The 23,985-nt window shown below is 41.4% G+C and carries 26 protein-coding genes; 5 read left to right on the top strand and 21 right to left on the bottom strand.

Annotated elements, in window-relative coordinates; translation table 11 throughout:
- Positions 1-133: 133 nt before the first annotated feature.
- Both BANA01_RS22035 and ssb read right to left on the bottom strand, forming a co-directional pair.
- Entirely contained in the window at positions 134-409 is a 276-nt protein-coding gene (locus BANA01_RS22035) for a hypothetical protein (RefSeq protein WP_063254785.1), read from the bottom strand.
- On the bottom strand, positions 406-795 hold the full coding sequence (gene ssb / locus BANA01_RS22030; protein ID WP_063254784.1) for a single-stranded DNA-binding protein: 390 nt from the start codon (positions 793-795) through the stop codon (positions 406-408). Before ssb ends, BANA01_RS22035 begins: the two co-directional genes overlap by 4 nt.
- A gap of 262 nt (positions 796-1,057) precedes the next feature.
- Here ssb and BANA01_RS22025 point away from each other — a divergent pair, with 262 nt between their 5' ends.
- Complete coding sequence (locus BANA01_RS22025; protein WP_063254783.1) at positions 1,058-1,489, top strand: YwpF family protein; 432 nt, start codon at positions 1,058-1,060, stop codon at positions 1,487-1,489.
- Between the two features lie 36 nt (positions 1,490-1,525).
- Here BANA01_RS22025 and BANA01_RS22020 read toward each other — a convergent pair whose 3' ends face one another.
- From BANA01_RS22020 to spoIIID, 5 genes are all read right to left on the bottom strand, one after another.
- On the bottom strand, positions 1,526-1,891 hold the full coding sequence (locus tag BANA01_RS22020; protein ID WP_063254782.1) for a hypothetical protein: 366 nt from the start codon (positions 1,889-1,891) through the stop codon (positions 1,526-1,528).
- Positions 1,892-2,002: 111 nt separating this feature from the next.
- The gene (gene fabZ / locus BANA01_RS22015) at positions 2,003-2,428 is read right to left on the bottom strand and encodes a 3-hydroxyacyl-ACP dehydratase FabZ (protein WP_063254781.1); all 426 of its coding nucleotides are present in this window, start codon (positions 2,426-2,428) and stop codon (positions 2,003-2,005) included.
- 84 nt (positions 2,429-2,512) lie between these two features.
- Positions 2,513-2,827 carry a DNA-directed RNA polymerase subunit beta gene (locus BANA01_RS22010; protein ID WP_063254780.1) on the bottom strand — a complete coding sequence of 105 codons (315 nt, stop codon included), beginning with the start codon at positions 2,825-2,827 and terminating at the stop codon, positions 2,513-2,515.
- A 251-nt stretch (positions 2,828-3,078) separates the two neighbouring features.
- Complete coding sequence (gene mreB / locus BANA01_RS22005) at positions 3,079-4,080, bottom strand: rod shape-determining protein (protein WP_063254779.1); 1,002 nt, start codon at positions 4,078-4,080, stop codon at positions 3,079-3,081.
- 533 nt (positions 4,081-4,613) lie between these two features.
- Positions 4,614-4,886, bottom strand: coding sequence for a sporulation transcriptional regulator SpoIIID (gene spoIIID / locus BANA01_RS22000; protein ID WP_007086083.1), 273 nt, complete (start codon positions 4,884-4,886; stop codon positions 4,614-4,616).
- A gap of 529 nt (positions 4,887-5,415) precedes the next feature.
- Here spoIIID and BANA01_RS21995 point away from each other — a divergent pair.
- Positions 5,416-5,721, top strand: a complete 306-nt coding sequence (locus tag BANA01_RS21995) for an MGMT family protein (protein ID WP_063254778.1) — start codon at positions 5,416-5,418, stop codon at positions 5,719-5,721.
- 13 nt (positions 5,722-5,734) lie between these two features.
- Here BANA01_RS21995 and BANA01_RS21990 read toward each other — a convergent pair whose 3' ends face one another.
- The 4 genes from BANA01_RS21990 to BANA01_RS21975 form a co-directional block, all read right to left on the bottom strand.
- The gene (locus BANA01_RS21990; RefSeq protein WP_063254777.1) at positions 5,735-6,181 is read right to left on the bottom strand and encodes a hypothetical protein; all 447 of its coding nucleotides are present in this window, start codon (positions 6,179-6,181) and stop codon (positions 5,735-5,737) included.
- Between the two features lie 15 nt (positions 6,182-6,196).
- On the bottom strand, positions 6,197-6,961 hold the full coding sequence (locus BANA01_RS21985; protein ID WP_063254776.1) for a hypothetical protein: 765 nt from the start codon (positions 6,959-6,961) through the stop codon (positions 6,197-6,199).
- 89 nt (positions 6,962-7,050) lie between these two features.
- Entirely contained in the window at positions 7,051-9,036 is a 1,986-nt protein-coding gene (locus tag BANA01_RS21980) for a penicillin-binding transpeptidase domain-containing protein (RefSeq protein WP_063254823.1), read from the bottom strand.
- A 186-nt stretch (positions 9,037-9,222) separates the two neighbouring features.
- Positions 9,223-10,113 carry a stage II sporulation protein SpoIIQ gene (locus BANA01_RS21975; RefSeq protein ID WP_063254775.1) on the bottom strand — a complete coding sequence of 297 codons (891 nt, stop codon included), beginning with the start codon at positions 10,111-10,113 and terminating at the stop codon, positions 9,223-9,225.
- A 120-nt stretch (positions 10,114-10,233) separates the two neighbouring features.
- Here BANA01_RS21975 and BANA01_RS21970 point away from each other — a divergent pair, with 120 nt between their 5' ends.
- Positions 10,234-10,650, top strand: a complete 417-nt coding sequence (locus tag BANA01_RS21970) for a VanZ family protein (RefSeq protein WP_235847202.1) — start codon at positions 10,234-10,236, stop codon at positions 10,648-10,650.
- Between the two features lie 29 nt (positions 10,651-10,679).
- Here BANA01_RS21970 and BANA01_RS21965 read toward each other — a convergent pair whose 3' ends face one another.
- The 7 genes from BANA01_RS21965 to BANA01_RS21935 all read right to left on the bottom strand — a co-directional run bounded on the left by BANA01_RS21965 (position 10,680) and on the right by BANA01_RS21935 (position 17,220).
- Positions 10,680-11,636, bottom strand: a complete 957-nt coding sequence (locus BANA01_RS21965; RefSeq protein WP_063254773.1) for a nuclease-related domain-containing protein — start codon at positions 11,634-11,636, stop codon at positions 10,680-10,682.
- 1,010 nt (positions 11,637-12,646) lie between these two features.
- Complete coding sequence (spoIID, locus tag BANA01_RS21960) at positions 12,647-13,675, bottom strand: stage II sporulation protein D (protein ID WP_063254772.1); 1,029 nt, start codon at positions 13,673-13,675, stop codon at positions 12,647-12,649.
- A gap of 178 nt (positions 13,676-13,853) precedes the next feature.
- Positions 13,854-15,164: a UDP-N-acetylglucosamine 1-carboxyvinyltransferase gene (gene murA / locus BANA01_RS21955; protein WP_063254771.1), complete on the bottom strand. Its 1,311-nt coding sequence runs from the start codon at positions 15,162-15,164 to the stop codon at positions 13,854-13,856.
- A 32-nt stretch (positions 15,165-15,196) separates the two neighbouring features.
- Positions 15,197-15,943: a YwmB family TATA-box binding protein gene (locus BANA01_RS21950; protein ID WP_063254770.1), complete on the bottom strand. Its 747-nt coding sequence runs from the start codon at positions 15,941-15,943 to the stop codon at positions 15,197-15,199.
- 289 nt (positions 15,944-16,232) lie between these two features.
- The gene (locus BANA01_RS21945; RefSeq protein WP_063254822.1) at positions 16,233-16,484 is read right to left on the bottom strand and encodes a DUF1146 family protein; all 252 of its coding nucleotides are present in this window, start codon (positions 16,482-16,484) and stop codon (positions 16,233-16,235) included.
- Positions 16,485-16,688: 204 nt separating this feature from the next.
- The gene (locus BANA01_RS21940; RefSeq protein WP_063254769.1) at positions 16,689-16,868 is read right to left on the bottom strand and encodes a hypothetical protein; all 180 of its coding nucleotides are present in this window, start codon (positions 16,866-16,868) and stop codon (positions 16,689-16,691) included.
- A 25-nt stretch (positions 16,869-16,893) separates the two neighbouring features.
- Complete coding sequence (locus BANA01_RS21935; protein WP_063254768.1) at positions 16,894-17,220, bottom strand: YflT domain-containing protein; 327 nt, start codon at positions 17,218-17,220, stop codon at positions 16,894-16,896.
- A gap of 171 nt (positions 17,221-17,391) precedes the next feature.
- On the opposite strand from BANA01_RS21935, the gene BANA01_RS29230 reads away from it, so the two are divergent.
- Both BANA01_RS29230 and BANA01_RS21925 read left to right on the top strand, forming a co-directional pair.
- Complete coding sequence (locus tag BANA01_RS29230; RefSeq protein ID WP_063254767.1) at positions 17,392-17,601, top strand: IDEAL domain-containing protein; 210 nt, start codon at positions 17,392-17,394, stop codon at positions 17,599-17,601.
- Between the two features lie 68 nt (positions 17,602-17,669).
- The gene (locus tag BANA01_RS21925; protein WP_063254766.1) at positions 17,670-17,921 is read left to right on the top strand and encodes a GlsB/YeaQ/YmgE family stress response membrane protein; all 252 of its coding nucleotides are present in this window, start codon (positions 17,670-17,672) and stop codon (positions 17,919-17,921) included.
- A 727-nt stretch (positions 17,922-18,648) separates the two neighbouring features.
- On the opposite strand, the gene cls is transcribed toward BANA01_RS21925, so the two are convergent.
- The 3 genes from cls to BANA01_RS21910 all read right to left on the bottom strand — a co-directional run bounded on the left by cls (position 18,649) and on the right by BANA01_RS21910 (position 23,874).
- Complete coding sequence (gene cls, locus BANA01_RS21920) at positions 18,649-20,145, bottom strand: cardiolipin synthase (protein ID WP_063254765.1); 1,497 nt, start codon at positions 20,143-20,145, stop codon at positions 18,649-18,651.
- Between the two features lie 79 nt (positions 20,146-20,224).
- The gene (locus BANA01_RS21915) at positions 20,225-21,097 is read right to left on the bottom strand and encodes a CheR family methyltransferase (protein ID WP_063254764.1); all 873 of its coding nucleotides are present in this window, start codon (positions 21,095-21,097) and stop codon (positions 20,225-20,227) included.
- Positions 21,094-23,874: a CHASE3 domain-containing protein gene (locus BANA01_RS21910; protein ID WP_082799627.1), complete on the bottom strand. Its 2,781-nt coding sequence runs from the start codon at positions 23,872-23,874 to the stop codon at positions 21,094-21,096. Before BANA01_RS21910 ends, BANA01_RS21915 begins: the two co-directional genes overlap by 4 nt.
- Positions 23,875-23,985 lie beyond the last annotated feature (111 nt).

Below are 23,985 nucleotides of genomic sequence, written 5' to 3'. Positions count from 1 at the left end.
ATGAGGATTAGTTTAGAGGATAATCGTTTATCTTTTAACAAAGGAACCTCAACTTTCGGGGAAAATTTTTTAAAAAAGGAACCGTTTTGTTTACCAAAAATAACCCAAGTGACGACGTCAGCAGAGAAGTTTTTCAGAAATGTGAGATGTGGTCGTGAATTTCGGATGGTGTATGTGTGTGCGGGTGTGTGGGGTAATTTCTGATTGGGCCCCAATCTCTTTCCTTTAGCTGCCCTTTCATAATCCATTCTAGCTGGCAAATTCTCTTTTGAAGGCTTTCGATGGTTTCATTCATATCATTGATCTTGATTTGTAGATTGCCATTATTTTTATTGGCTCGGCCAACCATTTTTATCAAACTTTCAAGCAACTGCTCTAAACTAGTGGCTACATCATCATGATTTGTCAAAATGGAAGCTCCTCCTTCGTAACCGTCACCCTAACTGGCGGTGGCGATTCAGCGTTTGTATAGGTTTGCTTCGCCCCCAAGAATTGGATGGATTCGGCCACCACTTCTGTTACATACACACGCTTCCCTTCTTTATTATCATAATGACGGGTTTGAAGCCTGCCTGTAACCCCGACAACAGAACCCTTTCGACAATATTGGACAGTATTCTCAGCTGCCTTTTTCCAAATGGTGCACTGGACAAAGTCTGCTTCAATTTCCCCATGCTGGTTTCGGAATTGGCGGCTAACCGCCAGGGTCACAGTGGTAACTGGCAGCCCATCACTTGTTTTTCTCAATTCTGGATCCCGCGTGAGTCTTCCCACAAGCGTGACTTGATTGATCATACACTTTTCTCCTCTCCTTTTGATGGCTTAATCATAGACCTTGACCACTAGTTTGTAAAACGGTTAAATTCGGCTTTCAACCGTGTTTTTTGCTTCAAAATTGGTTTTTCACCTAGGTAAAATTGCCTTTTCTAAACAAGTATTTATAACCAAATATCCAAATTGTAAAATACGACAAATTTTTTTCGACATTTGCTTATCGTACTGATATGTTATAATTTAGAAAATGTGACACGATAAACGGTAAACGGAGGTATTGCAGATGAAAACCTTTAAGTTAGTCGCTTTAGAAGTTGTTGAGGACGGGAATTCCATCGAAGTTCCATTAGAAGACGGATTAATTATCAATAAAGAAAATGAACGCGCTAGCTGGCTGCTTGAAGCCTATACTGATTTATCTCTTTACGACTACTTCCAAAAAATCCACGAACAAAGCCGCGAGGTGATTGTGCAAGCGGTAATAACAAAACGCGAAAACGACCCTGCCTACTTCCAAACCAAAATTGCTTCACTACATAAATTCCAGAACCACGTAAGCGTCTTGTTTGAAGGCCGATTACGCCGCAATCGAAGTGATTACTCTGAACTCCTGCTCGACAGCCTGCTTGAGAAGGGACTTGGCGGTCAGGCCTTGCTCGAAGAATTTAGGGACAAAATGAAGCGCAAACCAAAGCTCAAAATGAAACACGAATAGGAAAAGGACAGGCTGCTTTAGCCTGCCCCATGTCCTTTATTCGTCTTTGTTGTCGCGGTCGTTTCTATCAATGTCGTCTTCTATGATATCTTCCCGTGGTGTATTTCTGTCTTTGGCCGGATCTTTATCAGTGTCCGTATTTTTGTCTTCGCTTTCTGGATAGTTGTTGTCGTTCAACCCGTTATTGTTGTTATAACGGTTGTTGTTCATATTGTTATCGTTGTTATAGCGCGTGTTGGTGTTGTTTAAATCGTTATTGTTGTCTAGGTTGTTATTATCATCGAGCGGTGTATTGTCATTCGTTGGCGGCGGCGGATTGTTGTTATCATTATTATTACAACCCGCTAACATAGATCCTGATAGAAGCGCACTTGCTAGTAAAAAAAACAGCTTTTTCTTCAAACGTAAAAGCCCCTTTCCATAGGAAAAATATTGACCCTTTTATCGGTCTTAAGTTATTTTCCCCAAGTATGAAAGGACTATTACAAAAAAAATAATCGGAAAAACTCCCGACTATTTTCCTAAAGCAAATGTGATTTCAGCTTCGCATGCGACTTCTCCATCTACTGTTGCCACTGCTTTTCCTTTTCCTATTGGTCCACGTAAGCGAATAATTTCCACTTCAAGCCGAAGCTGGTCGCCAGGCTTAACTTGTCTTTTAAAACGACAGCCGTCAATTCCTGCAAAAAATGCCAGTTTGCCGCGATTTTCTTCTTTTTTCAATACAGCTACTGCCCCAACCTGTGCAAGCGCCTCAACGATTAGCACACCGGGCATAACAGGATAATCGGGAAAGTGGCCATTAAAAAATTCTTCATTCGCAGTTACATTCTTAATTCCAACTGCCTTTACCCCTTCTTCTACTTCTAAAATCTTATCAACAAGCAAAAATGGATAACGATGGGGAATGATTTCCTTTATTTGTTGTACATCTAACATAATTAGTACCTCCTCATAGGAACAGATATATACATTTTACTATTAAGAGCATACAAAAAGGAAGGGCAAGAAACCCTTCCTCGTTTATTTTTTTTCAACTAAATCAATAATATGTGTCCAAGTGGAGCCTTTTAACACATCTCCCGGATTCCCACCACCGAGTAGACCATAGCCAACCGCAGCACCTGCAACCAAAAAAACACCAGTAAAAATGACCAAAAGAACGACTCGAAGCCAAATGGGAATCAAACGAATCCGTACACGCTTATTTACAGCGTCTTCTTTTTGGGCTTTTTGAACGTTAGGTGTCTTTTGATTGGCAGGACCTTTCCGCTCATCGCCTTTTGTCTTTTTATACTCTTCCCTCGTTTTCACCTGGTTTAGATGATCTACTGACATTTCTTATTCCCCTTTAACCGAAATCCATCTATTGTCTTGGACAGATAGTTTGTCCATTCTTTTGTTGTTTTTTTTATATTATACTCTATTATAAAAAATATTTAGGGAATAAACAGCAATTTTTTGCTGAAAAAGTATTTCCATGGCAAAAAGTGGCGAAAAATCTTTTTTCCACGGTCATATAGATCCAAAATAAAAAGCCCAATGATTGAGGTCATTAGACTTTTAAATTGGTAAGAGGTCCTACCTTATTAACCTAATTTTCGCTTTGGAATGCGGTCAATGTTATCTAACATGATTCCTGTTCCAATCGCTACGCAGTCCATTGGATTTTCAGCCACTAAGACTGGTACTTTCAGCTCGTCTGCAAGTAATGCGTCGATTCCATGCAGCAAGGCTCCTCCGCCTGTTAAAATAACGCCGCGGTCGATGATGTCTGCAGAAAGTTCTGGCGGTGTACGCTCGAGAACACTCTTAGCCGCTTGAACAATCACGGACACAGACTCGCGTAATGCACCTTCGATTTCTTCTGAACGAACCGTAATCGTACGCGGTAAGCCGCTGACCATGTCCCGTCCGCGAATTTCCATTTCCTCCGAGCGTGATCCTGGGAATACAGTACCGATGTTGATTTTAATATTCTCAGCTGTGCGTTCTCCGATCAAAAGCTTGTACTCACGCTTGATGTGATTAAGAATTTCCATGTCGAACTTGTCGCCGGCCATTTTAATAGAGGAAGAAGTAACGATATCACCCATTGAAAGGACCGCTACGTCGGTTGTTCCGCCACCGATGTCGACAACCATGTTACCGCTTGGCTGGAAAATATCCATACCCGCCCCAATTGCTGCCACTTTCGGCTCTTCTTCTAGGTAAATCTTCTTACCTCCGCTTTTTTCAGCCGCTTCTCTAATTGCTTTTTGCTCAACGCTTGTGATGTTCGTTGGACAACAAATCAGAATACGTGGTTTTGATAAAAAGCCCTTCACGTTTAACTTATTAATAAAATGTTTTAACATTGCTTCTGTTACGTCAAAATCAGCGATTACCCCATCTTTCAACGGGCGGATCGCGACGATGTTACCAGGTGTACGTCCTACCATGCGGCGAGCTTCCTCACCAACAGCAAGAACACGATTCGTATTTTTATCTATTGCTACGACAGATGGCTCATTCAATACAATTCCGCGGCCTTTTACGTGGATTAACACGTTAGCCGTTCCCAAATCAATCCCAATATCCCTAGCAAACATTCTCTATTCTTTCCTCCTTGAAACGGTCATACTTTCCTAATTGCTAATTGTACCATATTCCATAAAAATTCCATACTATTATCCCAAAAAACGTAGAAATTTGTCGGAAAAAATTTATTGAAAGAGAATTTATGCCTTTTTTACCATTAGACTGTGGATTTCATTAATTTTAAGTATGTAAAAATCGACGGAGGAATTCCGCTAAATTAATAATTTTTTATTAAAAAAGCTCAAATAAACGGAGAGATTCCGCCTATTGGTTTGAGAATTTTAAAAATGGGAGGTTTTGGTTTACATAACAGGAAAACCTCCGCTTAGCTATTCCCAAAAAGGCTCCACTTTGCATTTATCCGGAAATTCTCCGTTTATTTTACTCAAGCTGGTTTCTGGAGCGCAAATCAACAGCATTATATAACACAGCCAACATTAAAAATGGCCCTTTCCCCGACTATCTTAGAATGCTCTAAGAAGTCATTTGAAAATGGCCATTTTAAACATTTTTCTTTATTGCAGAGATTCTTCTGAAAGTCGGCCTATTTAACAGCCTCACCTTCTTTTTCTTCCTTCTGGTACTTCATTTTCGTTGCTTCTCCACCCCGGAGATGTCTGATCGATTTATGATAATCTAAAATCTCTTTTACTTCATTTGCCAGTTCAGGATTTATTTCAGGAAGCCTCTCTGTCAAATCTTTATGGACAGTACTTTTGGATACGCCAAACTCCTTCGCAATAACACGAACCGTTTTTCTCGTCTCCACGATATACTTTCCAATCTTGATAGTTCTCTCTTTGATGTAATCGTGCACACCACTCGCCCTCCCTAAATTGGATGTGAGAAGTGCGAAATGAGACCCGCTTATCACTAAGACGAAATACTGTTTCCACATAACTGTCCACCTCAGGTGGAAAGTGTCCACGAGCGGTGCCTGTCACCATTTATGCAATTATGCGGCAATACGATGAATAATCATGTCCCCAACTAAATCCACAAAAACCTCAAACGACTCTGCACCTCAAACACTCTCTTTGTAAAGGTTTGTAACCATTTTATTAGCTTGGATACGAGAATATGCACGAATTATCCAAACAGGACCAGATATCCTGTAAATTATTTGAAAAATCGGATACTTTAATCGAAAATTAATGACAACAGTGCCTTTTTCGACACCGCTGCGAAAATGCTGTAATCCGCATGGTAATAGGATTAAGAGAGGAAATATAACACGTGATTTGATTATTTCCTGAGAAATTTGTCGCGGCAAATTGTCGAATGAAAATTTTACTGAAAATAATTTTATTCTATAATAGAACAAGCAGACAGAAAGGAATTGACCGATGCAGCCTTTTACAGAAAGAGTTATTAAGATAATAAAAGCGATTCCCGAGGGCAAGGTGATGACCTATGGACAAATTGCCAGAGAGGCTGGGAGCCCGCGTGCAGCACGTCAGGTTGTCCGCGCCCTTCATTCCATGAGCAGGAAGCATCGCCTTCCCTGGCACCGTGTCGTCAATAGTAAGGGGCAGATTGCCCTCCAAGACGATGAGTCCTATCATGAGCAGCTATTTTCTCTTGAAAGCGAAGGGATAGAAATTGGACTCAACGGAACCATCGACCTCGAAAAATACCAATACCACCCCTAATGAGGTGGTATTTTTATATTTTGGTCAGCCCGAGAGCAAGATGGTCCCATAGGATTTTTTCAACCATTTCCCACTTTTGCTCCTCACAACGAACCATCAGAACAATTTCAGACGTTATATTTTTGCTGCCCCGTTTATTCTTTTTAACCATTAGCATTTTAATTAAAAACCCCAACAATAAACCTGAAACAGCTCCAATAATTCCCCAAAGTATTGGCCCCCATACTAATTCATATCCATAAATCGCTCCTAAAAGCATTAAACAAGTTCCTAGTATCGCCGGACCGTCAAATAGACTAAAACCATCTGATTTATGTATCGAATCAAACAAACCTCTTAGTTCCTTCCGTTTATCAAGCGGAGCAGCTAGGATCGATTCCTTTGCGATCCCCTGCTCCTCTAAAGCTGTAATCGCTAACTCAATGTAAATGGAATTCTCAAAAGTAGCAATAACAAACATCTACTCAACCCACTTCTAAAAAGGAAATTTAAACTCTTTATTTTGGTAATTTTTCCGCAAAAATTTTTTCATCTCGTTTTCAAAAAGAATATTGTAATCAATTGTCCCGATATATGCGTCGTAATGAATAAAAAAATAGATCGAAGGTAAATACATCGCCCATTGAATTTCAAAAATGTTTTTCGCTAAATCAAATTCTCCTACCATAGTAAGATGAATAGCCTGTGGCAGATGTCCAAAATACATGATTGCTACCGTGTAAGCAAAGATAAAAAATCCAACAATGACTTTATGAATATATAAATGCCCTAGCCCTGGAAACAATACCGACCATAGAACGGCGACCCATGGTTTTCGCTTATCAAGAAAATTAATATCCCACGCCCCCATCGCAATCGGCTGTATTGGCGCGTCCTCTCGTTCGGCTAAAATGTATTGTTTATTCATGTCTACCGTCTGTCGATACCCGTCCCAAATTCCAAACATATAGATCGCTACATACAGTATCAGCCATTGTTCGTCGATCACATCCATTGCTTTTGCAAAATCACCCGTTAATGAATAAAATATTCCAAGATTTACTTTTGCATTGTGATTAATAAAAGTTTCCCAGAGGATGAGGATAAGTCCGGCAATATAACGATGGAGTAATAAATGGCCAAAGCCTGGATAAGAAAATGAAAAAAACGCCACCACCCATGGGTTCCTGGGGTAAAGTACAGTGGTTGAAAATTGAGTTAAATACGCTCTTTGTCTTCGGGTTTGCGGATATTGGCTCAATTTGGTTCTCCTGTCTTTTAGTTGTTATTTTTGCTTTTATTTAGTCCAAATATCCTAAAAAAAAAACAGAAACCAAAGACTGGTTCCTGTTACTTGAGTTCCATAAAGACATTTTTCACTTTTTTGACTGGAATCTGCGAACCGCCTCGATCCAGAACATTTTCGACCATCATGGCGATCATTAAACTTGGTGAATTGGTGTTGTAGGCAATGAACCAGCCGTTCTCCGTCCCTTTTTCACCTTGCTTTTGTTTGATTTCAGCGGTACCGGTTTTACCTGCGAGTGGATAGTCAGCCATATCAGCAGAATGCGCAGTCCCTTCCGAATCACCGACTACCTTTCTTAACTGCGATGAAAGTGTTGCAGCGATTTCAGGTGAAACGACTTGCTTTTCACTTTTTTCTGTGTCTAGTACAAGGCTTGGTTTAATCATATTCCCACCGTTCACAAATGGCGTATACGTTTGCAGCAAATGAACAATGCTCATTTGAATTTGCCCCTGCCCGTAGCCGGAGTCTGCTAAGGCGATTTCTTTATCCAAATTACCAATCGTTGATTTTTCAAGTGGGAACGGATAGTCCGACTCTTCTTCAAAGCCAAATTCCTTCAACCCAGCACTGAAATTTTCTTTTCCAATTCCTAATGCCGCCTGGGCAAAATAAATATTATCCGAGAACACCATTGCTTTTTCTAGATTTACTGGGTTCGCTTCATGAACTCTCGTGACAAAATAATTGCCCCACGCGGCACTCTTTTGCCATTTCAAATCCTTAATATCCATTTTTTGCTCTGGGGTAATAATGTTATTCTTGAGCCCGATAGATGCTGTGAGCGGCTTGAACACAGAACCGGGTGCATATGCCTTATTAAATCTTGTCGTCATCGGCTTTTGTGGATTTTCCTGTAATTGGTTCCACTCGTCCGTTGAGAAGCCTAGGGTGGCTTGATTTGGGTCAAACGATGGAGAGCTTACAAGTGCCAGTGTTTCACCTGTTACCGGATTTATCGCCGCTCCGGCGCCTGCCTCACCGCTAAGCTGGTTGTAAATCTTCATTTGCAGCTCAATATCAATCGTTAGCTTTAGATTCTGGCCATCCTCGACCGGCTTTTCAGCGAGGATTTCACTGCTGCCATCCGGCTTTTTAATCGTTATTTTTACACCGCTTTTTCCTTTAAGCTGCTCGTCAAACACTTCTTCGAGCCCTCTTTTTCCAATGATGTCTGTACTTGTATAGCCTTTATCCTTTAACTTTTCCAGCTCCTCAGCGGTTATAGAACCAACATAGCCGATTAGATGTGCCGCAGTTTCCTTAAACGGATAAATTCTAGCCTCTACCTTTTTCGTTTGTACAGGTTCTAAGGCGATTAATTGTTGGATACGCTCCTGATCCTCCATCGATACCTTTTTTAACGGTACAAACAAGTCCGGCTTTACCCAACTGGCGGTTAGCGCCTTGTTGATTTTCTCCGGTGTCATCTTTAACAGGCTGGATAATTGCGCAATAACAGGCCCTTCCTGCCCCTCCATCTTCCCAGGAACCACGCCGACTTCGTATACCTGCCCGTTATAAGCAAGCGGGTTGTCTGCCCGGTCAAAAATTTCGCCGCGCTTTGGCTTCACACTGCTGATGCCAATTTTGTCGCCATCTTTCAACTGTGGAAAAATATACGTCGTGTTCCAGTCGACATACCAGTTATTCTTTTTGTCATGTTCTTCTTTTTTCATCTTTGCTTTGTGTGTAAATTGGATTTCTCCACCAATGCTGTTCATGGACGCGGAAAAGTCATACGTGACGGTGTCTACGTCCTTTGCCAGTTCTTCTTCCGGTTTTTTGAAGGCCATCTTGAGGTCTTTAATTTGCAGGTCGTCGTAGATTTTTTGATAGCGGTTCGTAAAGTCTTCCTTCGAGATTACCTCTTTGGAACCCTCCGTTAGGTAATCATACATCTTATCAAACTTTTGCTCATTCCATAGCTTTATGTAGGCGTCAAACCGGTCCTCAGGCGTCGGCTCCTTGCTGCAGCCTGCTGTAACAACAGCGAACAATACAGCCATTAACAGCAGCACCATCATCTTTTTCAAAAAAACTCCCCCCTTTTATTACCATTTTAACATATTTAAGTAAAGGTTGTTTTCTTAGAAATCCTAAGGCCGACTTTAACGTGGAACAAGCTATTTAATTGCAGGCTCTTTGCTTAAGATAAGAGCCACGGCAAAAAAAAAAGAGGAAGGTAAATTCCCCTTTCCCCTTTGTTACTATTAAGAGTTTGTTTTTTCTGTAGAATTTGAAGATTCGTCATCGGATGGAGTTTCATCTTTAGATGGCGCTTTTTCATCTTTAGATGGAGTTTTTTCATCCTTAGATGGAGCTTCCTCTTTCGCCGGAGCTTCTTCTTCACCAGTTGGTTCTTCTATCATTTGTTGCTTTGGATTACTTACTGATTTTTGTTCCGTTGTATTGGCGTCATGTAAATCACTTACTGGTTTATTGAAAAATTTAGTCGGATTAACCGCTACACCATCTTTACGGATTTCAAAATGTACATGCGTTCCAGATTCTTCATCAAACAAGCTTTGTCCAGCCATGGCAACAACTTGTCCTTGTTTAACCTTATCGCCAACCTCAACCTTAACATCTTTAACGGATTGATATTGTGTTACAATACCTTTATCGTGTTCGATTTCAATGACATTACCAAGGGTAGCGTCTTCTTCTACTCTCGTAACTGTTCCACTTAGGGCAGATACTACTTCAAATGTTTCGCCATCTTTCGATGTGAAGTCCACACCAGTATGCGGAACATAGGTATTGTTGTAAAATACTAATGCTGCTTCCTGTTTGTCTTCACTTGCGTTGAAATCATAGAATTCCATTTTGACAACGGCACTCATTGGATCCTTCACAGGCATTTTCAAGTTCTCTAAGCTCGAGTTCACTTCAAGTGCTGGAGTATCGTTCTTCTTACCTGTTAGGTCTGAAGACTCGTAACCGTACTTGTCTGTTGCGTTGTCGCTGCTTTGATACCAAAGGACTGCTGTCAGAATGATTGCTGCACTTGCGATATAAATGGCTGGAAATACCCAACGCTTTTTGAAAAAGCGTTTTACACTGGAACTTTGAGAAGATCGTTTGTTTTCTTCCTCTCTCATTTTCATCACCTCAGCAATCATTCTGAACAGATAAGTAGAATTATATACACTAGCAAAAAAATTTTTTGTACTTATTTTTCGATAAACCATATTTTTTTATGCATGAAGGAGGAAATTTTTTTGAAATACGTATTACGACTACTTCCGGTTGCCTATATGGCAGTCATTTGGATTATGTCGAGCCTGCCATCCAATCACTTTGTGGAACTCCCGGATTCAGAGATTGACCGCTTTATAAAGGAGTCCCTGCATTTGATAGAGTTCGCGATTCTATATGTATTGCTAGTTTTGGCGTTTCTAACCGGTAAGAGTGATTTTACTGCGCGGTTAAACGTTCTCTGCGCCTTTTGGGCTGGCCTTTACGGGCTAGCGGACGAGATCCACCAATCCTTCTACCCTTACCGTTCTGCGTCCTGGTTTGACCTCGTTAAAGACGTCACAGGGATATTGGTGTGTTTCTATTTCATTCGGGGAGCGCTGTTTAAAGGCCGATTTGTGAAGTTAGGGAAGGTGCTTGGGATTGTGAGGAGGTTTTAGCCACTGCGTTTTTTTGCGCGGTGGTTTTTTTATTGGTGATAGATTTTGGATTTGAAAGTTCCTGTAATTTTTAGGTTTGCTGAATTTAAATAATAATGAGCCATTTTCGGTGAATCGATTTGTAAAAATCTGCGTGCCTCTGCGTTGGTAATGGTGGGGCTAATGAAATGAAAGTAATCTTGGATGGTGTTTAGGAAGGCTGTTTTTGATTGTGTTCGACATGTTGGACATTTCCACGTCCCGGCATAATATTTCATTGGTAAATGATCGCAATTGGGGCAGTGAACGCCTGTTAGTATATCATTGTGTGAAAGATGATACTTTTGGAGAAGGTCGATAGTTTCAGGAGTGTGATTGGCTAATAGGAGTTTGTTTATTTTTCTTAATTCTTTTTCGTCTAGTAATTCAATCTTGAATTCATTGTCGATTTGATCAATTCTCTCTAACAAATATTCGCTATTACATACGTTCCACTTGTATTTATTGTCTTCTTGGATAATGATATTTGAATTTTCATTACTGTTGACGAATAAATACTGGATGGGTATACCCGTAATATTATGCAGTTTTAACCATTCCCTTAACTTAAACGCTTGTAACCTCGCCTGAAAAACAGGATTTTTCGTTCTTTCCAGTTTACCATCGTTACCTGTCATTGTCTGATGAAGTACCTTTTCGAAGTGCCAATCTCTTGCCCAATTCTTCACTTCAAGCACCAAAGCAAAGTAGGCACACAGGATAAGGATATCTATTTGGAAGTAATAGTTTCCGTAGTATAAACGGAGATCGTGATATATTTTGAATTTCATGTTTGAAATTGGTTCGAGGTGGAAGTTCATAACTGATTCCTCTCCACTAAAACCAGTTATGCGGTTATTCATATCGGTCATCACTTCTAATTTTGTGATATGACTTTCTGATAATCTCCTTTTTAAAATATGATACTTTTCCAGAATTGGCGGTGGCACACATGGTTTAGCTATCATTCGCAGCATTCCTTTCTATTTTTGTCATTCATTCTACTTTTTAGTGTGGAATTCCTTTATAAAAGTTGTTACAGAAATAAGGAGTTTTTGTGTACCTGCCAAAATGTGTGCTTTACCTGCGGATTTTGATTGCTTACCTGCATGGATTTCTTTTTACCTGCATTTTTGCTTTGTTTATCTGCCTGACTAATTAGGCCGCTCTGGCATGCATTGAAATAGCTAGGCTGCGGCGGGCTTGGGTATTTAAATAACCAATTTTTAGATAAAAATCTCAATATTACGCATAAATCCTGAAGTCAGGTGCGCTGTTTTAGTTACCTCTTTATACGAAAATCCTCTACCTGCCAAAATATGTTCCTTACCTGTGGATCTTATTTGCTTACCTGCATAGATTCCTTTTTACCTGCATTTTCGCTTTGTTTATCTGCCTAACTAATTCAGCCGCCCACCCCCAACATTGAAATAGCCAGGCCGCGGCCTGGCTCAGGTATTTAAATACCCAAAATTTGGATACTAACCTCAAAATTACGCATAAATAACTGATTCAGGTGCGCTTTTTTGATTTACCTCTTTATATGAAAATCCTCTACCTGCCAAAATATGTTCCTTACCTGCGGATTTTATTTGCTTACCTGCATAGATTTCATTTTACCTGCATTTTTGCTTTGTTTATCTGCCTGACTAATAGGCCACCCACAACTAACACTGAAATAGCCAGGCCGCGGCCTGGCTCAGGTATTTAAATTCCCAATATTTGGATATAAATCTCAAAATTACGCATAAATCACAGATTCAGGTGCGCATTTTAAATACCTCTTTATATTAAAAATCCCCTACCTGCCAAAATATGTTCCTTACCTGCGGATTTTATTTACTTACCTGCATAGATTCAATCTTACCTGCATTTTCCCTCAGTTTACCTGCCTAACAAATTCAGCCCCCGCCGCCACCCCAACCGCTACAACACCACATAAAAAAACCAGACCCCCATGAGGCCTGGCTTCCAAAACTTATTTCTGCGCCGTAATCGTCGCAATCATACTATCCGCTGAGGTCACCTCAACACCCTGATAGTAATGCTTTACAATCTCTTGATAATCCTTCCCGGCAGCAGCCATGCCGTTTGCGCCATACTGGCTCATGCCAACGCCATGCCCGAAGCCGCGGGTGGTAATCACAATGCTGTTTCCTTTCCGTTCCCAATCAAAGTCCGACGACCTCAAATCCAATTTTTCTCGAATTTCCTTCCCGCTCAGGACCTTCCCATTAAAGTCAACCTTCGCGACCCGCTTCCCAGCAGTACGCTCAACAATTTTTCCAATCGTCCCGCTCGTACCGACCTTAACGCCGAGGGCCGATTCAAATTGTTTGACGGTAACTTCTTTCACAGAATTAAATTTTGGAGAGTTTTTGTCCCATGGGCTTGATACGCTGCGCAAGTAAGGCATTTCGTTGTTCCAATAGTCCTCGGAGTTTTCGGTGTAGCCATTGCTGGTGGAGAAGAAAGAGGCGTCGATAGCCTGACCGTCATAGGTTAAGATTTGGCCACTCGTAGCGCGAACGGCTGAAAGGATCTTTGCGTAGTTCGATTCAAATTCCATTCCCCAGTTGTTTCTCATTTGTGCTTCACTGAGATAAACCTGGTGGATTTGCGTATCCGTCACCTGTGCGCCTTCTGGAACTCCAATCTTGTCATCACTAAGCATTTTTTTTACGATATAAGTTCTAGCTGTCAGGGCTTGTGCCTTCAAAGCTTCCTCCTTGAATTCAACAGGCATTTCAGCTGCCACTACCCCAACCAGGTAATCTTCTAGTGGAACGTTATCGATTTGTCCGATGGAAGAGCGGTAAACGGCCACTTCCACTGCTGCGTCTGCTGTAGAGGTATTTTCGGTATTTGGGGCTTTGTTGGATAGGTCTTCACCTAATTTACCGCTGACCTTTCCATCCCCAAAAGGCAATACTAAAATGGCTGGAATGAGTAAGGTGAGGGCAAATAAGAATGACGCTAGTAGGATGAGTGGTTTGAATTTTTTCATGTAGGAGCCTCCAATTATGAAATTTGCGCACCCTTCTTGGGTTGCTTTCTCATTCCATCATATGGAGGGGGACAAGCATTTATGACTAAAAATAGATTCTAGAATATTCAGAAAACTAATATACATAATAAAAAACCGAAGAATGCATCTCACTAGATACGCTCTTCGGCTCGTTATTTTATGCGTTCATATCCGTAATGAAGCTTTCCACTTCTGTGAAAGCTTCTTCCGCCTCTTTGACACGTTCGATATCCGCGCCTAAAGCTGCTAATTTTCCATGGAAGTTTACATATCCACGATCTAAATGTTTTAATTCCGTAACGCGTGTATTACCATCAGAAACCAACCCTGTTAAAATTAATGCGGCTGCTGCACGAAGGTCTGTAGATGTTACTTCAGCACCTTGTAAGTTTGAAGGTCCGTTTAATATCACAGAACGCCCTTCAATCTTAATATCAGCATTCATCCGGCGGAATTCCTCTACATGCATGAAGCGGTTTTCGAACACCGTTTCTGTGATCATCGATGTGCCTTCTGCACAAAGCAGGAGCGCCATCATTTGTGATTGCATATCTGTAGGGAAGCCAGGATGCGGCATCGTTTTAATATCAACAGCTTTAAGTTTTTCAGGACCGATGACGCGAACGCCATCACCTTCCTCAATAATGGTAACGCCCATTTCTTCCATTTTTGCAATCAAAGAAGAAAGGTGTTCAGGAACAGCGCCTTGAACAAGGACATTTCCGCCCGTAATGGCACCAGCAACCATGAAAGTTCCAGCTTCGATACGGTCAGGAATGATGTTATGGTCTGTACCAAATAATACATCGACACCTTCAATACGAAGAGTGCCCGTGCCTGCGCCTCGGACATTTGCGCCCATTTTATTCAAGAAGTTCGCTAGGTCAACGATTTCCGGTTCCTTCGCTACGTTCTCAATGACGGTCGTACCTTTTGCTAACGTCGCCGCCATCATAATATTTTCTGTTGCACCCACACTTGGGAAATCCAAGTAGATTTTTGCACCCTTTAAGCGGCCATCAACCTCCGCTTCGATAAATCCATTTCCTACTTTTACCTTTGCGCCCATCGCTTCAAAACCTTTAAGGTGCTGATCAATCGGTCTAGAACCAATCGCACATCCGCCTGGCAGGGCTACACGAGCACGGCCATTGCGCGCTAATAAAGAACCCATCACGAGGACAGATGCACGCATTTTACGAACATATTCAAACGGCGCTTCTTCTTTCAACACTCTAGATGCATCAACGACAACTGTATTATTGTCAAAGGCAACTTCCGCATTCAAGTTGCGCAAAACTTCATTAATTGTGTATACATCGGAGAGTGTAGGTACATCACGAATTACACTTTTTCCGTCACTTGCTAATAATGTGGCAGCGAGTACAGGCAGGACCGCATTTTTTGCGCCTTCTACTTTCACGGTTCCATATAGCCTTTTTCCGCCGCGGACGATGATCTTTTCCAAGAGTATTCCCCTCCGCGTCCATTTTCTCTATATTAATATTCAATCGTAATGATTGGTGTGCCAACTACAATGGTAGTCTTTGCGCCCAATCCTTCGGAGCGTATCCCAATTTGTAAATTCATGTCCCGCGCTATGGAGTTTGAAAACATTGGCGAGTTCGCCGATACAGACATGAAATTATCCTCTTTTAACGCTTCGATTTCTTTTGCATCAAAAATTTCCATTAACTCACTTGTCATAGTCGGAACAGCTTTATCCATCTTATCACTGATGCTGCCCTTCATACCAGAGAAAATTGTTGGATTTCCTCGAAATATGTCAGATAGCCTATTTTTGACTTGATTCTTCGTGAAAAAGGACTCCATCTCCTTATTCCACTCATTACCGCTGACCCTATATACTATATACGCATTAACAGGTTGTTTTGTGTGGGTTGCCATCAATTGAAGCATTTCTGTGTGGTGTTTAGAAGTTGGAGATACTGCTGTTACTTCCCATTTTTCGCTGGTCTTACTTGTGGACCAATCCCAATCAGGAAACTTTTGCTGAAGCTCCTTTACATAGCCCTGCACTTCTTTCTCTGTAGTCAGGTCAACCAAATGCTCCCTTGCATAAAACGACCATTCTTCGAGCAAAATATCTTCTGTTTGAAAAGCGTCAGCGATTTTTACCAAATCAAGCTCACCGCTGGCTGCCGTTAACCGACTGCCAAGCACCGCGATCAAACCAACCATTATCATAAGACTTATGCTAAAAAGTACCTTTGTTTTTCTCTTCATCTCTACTCTCCCCCTTACTACCATTGTTACCAAGGGGAGGAATAGCATACTTGGGAAATGTCGACACTTTTGGACAAGCTTTTTGATACAGAAGATCTTTTTGAAGATTACCTCATTCCTGCATTAGACAGGTTCTAGTTTTTGCATTGGTAATCTCATTTTTGCTAAAACATGTATCCATCTATTTTCTAAGTTGTTAACTTTTTCTTGAAGATTGCACATTTTTTCACACAAAATGAATTGTACTCAATTTTTCTCAAAAAAGATACATGTACGAAGACCTAAATTTTTACCAATTGTGTATGTATTGTAAAATTAACGGCAGCTGCCTTGACCATGAAAGATAGTCTAGGAAAAAGTTACTAACCGTCGAGCCAATAATAATCGCCAACAATATATACAATAATCGCGCTTGAAAAACATGATTCGGTTTCAGCAGCTTATCCAAACGAATCGACTGCAGCGCCCACCACGCCAGCGCAATAAATACCAAATGCGAAAAAATACTCAACAAAGCAATCTGCCCAAAATTCTCCATAATCCCCCTCCGGTGCCTGTCACCATTTATGCAAAAATCCACTTTTATGCATAAATTTTATGCATAAAGTAGGTGCATATAATACTGACGGATGAAAACCTGAAAGGTTTCGTTTCTATTATAGCAAACTTTTAACGCATTAACTGCCTAAACACTGTTTATGTGTGATCAATCAGTGTTTAGGCAGTTAATAAGTAATGTGGACGTTTAGATTCCATTCCAAATCCTGCTGATTCTTAACGGAACGTAAACTCGGTCCCCATGTATCTCCTTGTGAATAATCGGTTTATTAAAATATTGCATGAGTGACTGACTATCTCTATTATTATGCCTTGCCCGTTTACGCATACCTTCCAATCTTTCTATACTCTGACTGGACTTTTTCATGACTATTCACCCCATTATTTTTTAGTTAAGCCGTTTTCGATGCGACGACAACCACTTTTCCATCATCCATTTGTTCTTCACAACGCTCCGCCGCTGCGGCTGATAATCCCAGTGACTCTAACTTCGCACGCAGTTCATCTCCCCTAGAACGAAATACATTGGCGAATGATTCAAAGACTCCCTGCTCCCCAACACCAACCGCGCTGATCTCCAGTGCGTCTGTAAGATGTTCTGTACGGTCCTCGTCATGTGCGAATAGATAAATTTCATCCTTAGTGAACCCTTCCATCATAAAGTCCGCGATTTCCTTTTTAGCCTGAACTCCATTTTCCACAATCTTTACGTTTTCCATGTTGATTCCTCCTCAAGTGTTATTTTTCTAGCTGATGTGTCAGCTTGTACCAGTTATATAACCCCTCTACCACATCACCAAACCTATTTATTAAAAATTCCATTAGTTTTAATGGTTAAATATTGGGGTATATACCCTTCAGTTAAAAAAAAGCATAACTGGAGGGGTAATATGAGGAATAAAGCAGAGTTAATTACAAAAATCAGTTTGTTAAAACGAAGAATCGATCAGTGTCTGGATGAGCGGGATCAGGAAGCATTTAATCGATTATCCTTTGAATTAAAGGTTTGTCAGCGTTACTTGGAAACACGAATGAACACACCCGAGACGAGTGTAAAGGAGCGTTTGGCGCAAAATCGTAATAAGTTTTTTCACTACTAGGTTTAACTGATGTGATACCGGGTATTTACTAACCATAGCTTGATGAAAAACAGAAAGGAGAGATTTTCATGGGATTTATTTGGTCATTAATTATTGGAGGAATTATCGGCTGGTTGGCCGGACTTATTCTGGGGCGTGATGTTCCAGGTGGAGTAATTGGTAATATTATTGCAGGGTTCATCGGTGCCTGGATTGGATCCGCTTTAGGCGGCTGGGGACCTGTCATTGGAGGGTTTTATATCTTACCAGCCCTTCTCGGCGCCATTGTCTTTGTTCTAATCCTGAGCGTCATCTTGAAAATGATTAGACGAAAAGCGTAATATAGACCAAAAGAAGACTGCATAGGATGCAGTCTTCTTTTTTGCTGTATAGAATCAGGGTTAGGTTGCAGCTCGAGGGTTTTAGGGTTGATGGCCGCTGAATTGGTTAGGCAGATAAACTAAGGAATTTGGCAGGTTAATGGGTGAAAATGGCAGGTAAGCTTCTGGGATCCGCAGGTGAAGAACACATTTTGGCAGATAAAAGAATTCTCTATAAAAAGGGGAACTAAAAAACAAGCCCCATTCTTAAAGCAACGCTTAATTCTGAGATAAATATTCAAATATAGAAAAATACAATACCTAAGCCAGGTCGCAGCCTGGCTTTTTCAATGTCGAGTTTGGTCACTCAACTTATTAGGCAGATAAACTAAGAAAAAATGCAGGTAAGCAAACAAAATCCGCAGATAAAGAACACATTTTGGCAGGTAAAAGAATTCTCTATAAAAAAGGGAACTAAAAAAACACGCCCCATTCTAAAAGCAACGCTTAATTCCGAGACAAATATCCAAATATAGGAAAATATAATACCTAAGGCCAGGCCGCAGCCTGGCTTTTTCAATGTCGAGTTTGGTCACTCAACTTATTAGGCAGATAAACTAAGGAAAAATGCAGGTAAACAGCATTCTATGCAGGTAAGCAAACAAAATCCGCAGATAAAGACCACATTTTGGCAGGTACCCCACTCACCAAAGGAATCAGCGGACTCCCCAAAGAAATCCGCCACAAACTAAAGCACCCCCGAAAACAACCGCGAAAAAGATTCCTTCCATTTAACCCCTATTCCCCTCTTGTAAAAGGCAACCGGCCTTACCCGCTTGCATTCCTTAAGATCCTCTTCAAAATGACTCACAAGGTCGTCAATGCTGTCAGTGTCTGTTAAAAACAAATTCACTTCAAAATTCAAATGAAAACTGCGCTGGTCCATATTCGCGGTTCCAATCGTGGCCATGTCGCCATCAACAATGATTACTTTTTTATGTAAGAAGCCTTTTTGGTAAGTGTAAATCTCAATTCCAGCACGAAGAAGGTCGGGAAAGTAAGATTGGGTGGCATATTGGGTTAGAAAACTATCATTGCTCTCAGGCACCATGAGCCTCACTTGAATGCCCTTTTTTGCGGCTACCCGAAGCGCAGTCATAATAGTCTGGCTTGGAATAAAGTAGGGAGTCGCAATCCAAATCGATTCGGTTGCACTCGAAATCATCGCATAAAAGTGATCCCCCATGTCTCGAGTTTCGGGTCCAGTAGCGACCACGTGGACGAGACCATTCCCTGCTAAAGAAACTGGCTGCAGGTAGCGGGAGTCTTCAAACAAAGCTTCTCCGCAAACATATTTCCAATCTAATAAAAAAACGGCATGTAGTGTCTGGACGGCTTCCCCTTCCAGCAACACATGCGTATCACACCAAAAACCAAACCTTTCATCCTCACCAAGGTATTCCACTCCCACATTCAACCCGCCGACAAATCCAATTTTTCCGTCGATCACAATAATTTTTCGATGATTACGAAAATTAAACTTTTGCGTAAACCAACCGGATATCAGCGGCAGAAAAGGTTGAATCTGAATCCCGGATTCCGCCATTTTCCTTTTATCCTGTTCGGAAAGGGCAAAACTTCCAAATGCGTCGTATATCAGCCTGACTTCTACTCCTTCCTTTACTTTAGCAGTCAATATCTCCATCAGCTCCTGCCCCAGCCGATCATAACGAAAAATATAATACTCTAAATGAATAAAGTCCTTCGCTTCCTTTAACTTCTGTTTCACCTCAAGAAAGGTTATTTCCCCGTTTTGCAAAATTTTGGTCCTCGTATTCTGGCTTTGGTTGGTTAACGTCACTCGTTCGAGATAGCTGACAAAACCTCGTTGGTGATCATTGAGCGCGGAGAGCACATTAGGCCGCTTGCGTTTTCCGAGTGCCTCGAACAACTCGCGGTCACTTGCACGCTTGCTTTGAAAAAGTTCCCCTTTAAATAGCATTTGCCCCGAATATATGTAGAAAATATAGCCTGCAACCGGCAGTAAAATTAACAAGCATGTCCATAAAAGAGTTCTCGGTACTGGACGATTCTGCAGCCATAACTCTCCTACACTGTAAAGTATAATCGCTGCATACACCCCCATACCGATTGCTTTCCACCAAAAAGGGAATCTTGTAAAAAGAACCATCCAGCAGAAGAAAACCATCATTATGACAAAGAAAATCTCGATTCTTATTTTCATCCTGTTCCCTCACAGTCTTTTAACATTGAAATACCCTTCCAAGCACTCTATCAAACATAAAAAAGATGCCTGACTACGCTCAGGCATCTACTTTTTTCCGATAAATCTTTTCACTTGAATTAAATTCTACATACTTCATACCCTTCGGCATACCTAAGATCGATTCTTTACTTCCTAGACCAATGAATCCACCGTCAGCAAGGCTATCATAGAATAGGCCATGAACCTGCTGCTGCAGGGTGTTATCAAAATAGATCATGACATTGCGGCATAGTATTACATGAAATTCGTTAAACGAGCTGTCACTCACCAAATTGTGCTGAGCAAAGGTGAGTTTCTCGGTCAAGTTGGGCGAAAAATAAGCAAACTGGTGGTCCGTGGAATAGTACTCTGAAAACGCCATTTTCCCACCCGCTTTCAAGTAATTTTTCGTATATTGCTGCATCTTTTTTAGCGGGAACGCTCCCTTTTCTGCAGCCATCAAAGCTTTTTCATTCATGTCGGTTGCGTAGATTTTCGCTTTTTTCCAAAGGTCTTCCTCCTGCAGCAGGATCGCCATCGAGTAAACCTCCTCACCCGTAGCGCAGCCCGCATGCCATATTCTAATCTCCGGAAGCTCCCGAAGTAAAGGCACCACTTCATTCCGAAATGCGGCAAAAAAACTAGGGTCTCGGTACATTTCCGTCATCCGAATAGAAAAATCATTTAACAGCCGCTCCAGAACCCCCGGTTCATGGAGCACTTTTTCCAATAAAGCAGTAATGGTTGGCAGCCTCTCCGCTTTCATCCGGTTCAGTATCCTCCTGCCAATCGAACCGCGGACATAGCCCCGAAAGTCATATCCATACATTTGATATAAGCCCTCAAGCAGCAATTTAATTTCGATTTCCTGAAGCTCATTTGGCTCTAGTAGATTGATATTTGTTACGATCTCTCTGGTTGTTTCGTTCAATCTTCATTCACCTGCTCGGTCAGCCATACCCGCATTAACGAGAATAACTGATTGATATTTAATGGTTTCATAATATAATCGGAAGCACCGGCTTCCATACACTTGTCACGTTCACCTTTCATTGCCTTGGCCGTGAGCGCTATAATCGGCAGTCTTTCCAACTCCAACTCCTGCCTGATCATTTTCATCGCTTCATAGCCGCCCATCACCGGCATCATGATATCCATGAAAACGAGGTCAAAGTCTCCCTGTTCTTGTAAAAATTCGATCGCCCGCTTGCCGTTTTCCGCAACTTGGACCTTCACACCCTTCTTCTCTAGAGCAGTAACAAGTGCAAATACATTCCGGCGATCATCTTCTACCAACAGGACTTTCTTTCCTTTAAAAAACCGGTCATCTGTCGCTTCTTCTTCCTCAGGCGTTTCTTCCTCCTCTATGGACATTTCCTGTTCCTCCGTCATTCCGCTCACACTTGCAGCCACTTCCTCGAGCGCCTGTTGTGAATCAAACGGAAGGGAATATTCCATAGACTCCAGACTGCAAGGAACATATAGTGTAAACGTACTTCCTTTTTGCGGCTCACTTTGAAGCGTAATCGCACCGCCAAGCAAACGGGTAAACTCACGGCATATCGATAACCCTAAACCAGTCCCGCCATACTGCCGATTGGTTGTACCATCCACCTGTTGAAACGCCTCGAAGATAATTTGCTGTTTCTCCCGAGCAATTCCAATTCCTGTATCACTCACAGAGATGGCCAGCACCAATTCCTCTTCATCCAAGCCAGGCAAATGTTCCTCAACCTTTTCTCTTTCAGCTAGTTCAATACTTACTGTTACAGAACCTTGTTCCGTAAACTTAAAAGCATTGGATAATAAATTCTTCCAAATTTGCTGCAAACGCTGCCCGTCTGTCGTGATCACAGAAGGTACATTTGAATCTGTATGCACCTTAAAGGTCAGATTCTTTTTGGCGGCAACAGGGGCAAACATGTTCTTCATCATTTGTGGAATTTCCGTTACGTTAACTTCATCTGTTAAAATTTCAATTTTTCCTGCTTCAATTTTTGATAAATCAAGAATATCATCAATTAACCGCAGTAAGTCACTTCCTGCTGTGTAAATAACACGGGAGGACTCCTTCACTTCTGATCCATCCAATTCCTCTTCATTTTCCATCAGCATTTGCGACAGAATCAGAATACTGTTTAATGGCGTGCGCAGCTCGTGTGACATATTCGCAAGGAAATCCGTTTTATACTGCGAGCTCATCTGCAGTTTCCTTGAATAGTCTTCTAGTTCATCCTTCGCTTTTTTCAGGTCGTACGCCCTTTGTTCAGCGTACTGCTTCTGTTCTTCTAAATATTCATTGGTAATCCGCAATTGTTCCTGCTGCATTTGCAATTCTTCAGATTGGGCTTGAAGTTCCTCTGATTGCGCCTGGAGCTCTTCAGTTAACACCTGTGATTCCCCTAGCAGCCTTTCTACCTCCATCCGTCCGGCCACATTGGTAATCGCAGAACCGAACTTATCTTGAAGCAAGTCCAATAAAGTAAGATGCTGCGACATAAACGGTTGAAACGAAGCGAACTCCACTACTGCTTCTACCCTGCCATCTACTAAAATGGGCGCAACCAAAAGATTCTTTGGTGAAGATTGACCTAACCCCGACGCCACTTTAAAATGTTCCTCTGGCAGCTTATCGATCAGGAAAATTCTTTTATCCATTGCTGCCTGGCCAATTAACCCTTCTCCTAACCGGAAACTCTCCGCAGTCCTTTCCTTTGAAACAATGGCATAACCAGCCTCTTTCACGTAACGAACTTCGCTTCCTTGATTCCTGCGCAGGTAAACCACACCATAGACACCTCCAAGCATAGGAGTAATCTTGGAGATAAAGGCATGTGTTAATTCTGTCAGGTCTGTCATTCCTTGGTACATGGTTGAGATTTCCGCTACGCTTTTCTGAATCCAATTATGTTTCTCAAGATTGCTGAGAAGTTCGTTCATCGCTTCCGCGAGTTCCCGGGTTTCATCATATGTGTTGACCTCAATTCTAGTGGAAAGGTCCACTTCGGTCTCCCTTGAATCTGTAACACTTTTAATAGTCCGAACAACCTGCTTAATCGTGTTGACAATTGAATTGGACAGGAATACCGCAGTAGCAATCGTAATCAAGGTTACCACTATGATAAGGCCATACAACGAGATTTTTAAATTGTTATTCTCCTGATTCAACTTCTCCACACGCTTATTTGTCATGTCCTTTTGATTTTCAAGGAAGGACTCAAAATGTGCCCGGAGTTCGTCTGTCATTTTTTTACCTTTGTTCTTATTAAAATACTCGTCTAATGCCGCCTGGTTATTTTCCTTTTTTTGATTGACAGCATATTCGGCAGAACCGGTAATCCAGTTTAGTATCAGCGGTTTCATTTCTTCTAAACGCCGCTGCTGCGTCCCATTATCCCCCAGCAGGGAATGAAGTGTATTGTAGTTGTCGAGCCAGTTTCGGCTAGCTATATTGTAAGGCTCGAGATACTCCACATTACCTGTAATGACATAGCCTCTCATACCTGTTTCTATATCTAAGACATTTTTTTGAATCTGATTTGCCAAATTGTGAACCTCTATATCATGCTGCGATATGAAATCAATCTCTTTTTGCAGAGCCGACATCCGATCCATGATGATCAGCAGGGAGACGACTAAGCAAACCAAAATGAATACATAGCCTGCAATCATTTTCGTTTGGATGTTGAAATGGAATCCCTTCTTCATTCTCTCCTTCCCCCTCTTGTAAAAATTAGTTAATTCTATCATATCGTTTCTAGTAATTTCACCCAATAGGAAATTTGTCTCAACCTGCTGAAGGACATTTCTCTTCTTCTA

Source organism: Neobacillus niacini NBRC 15566 (genome assembly GCF_001591505.1).
Lineage (GTDB): Bacteria > Bacillota > Bacilli > Bacillales > Cytobacillaceae > Neobacillus > Neobacillus niacini.
Note: the sequence above shows the minus strand (reverse complement) of the source record. Positions and strands in the feature narration are given on the sequence as shown.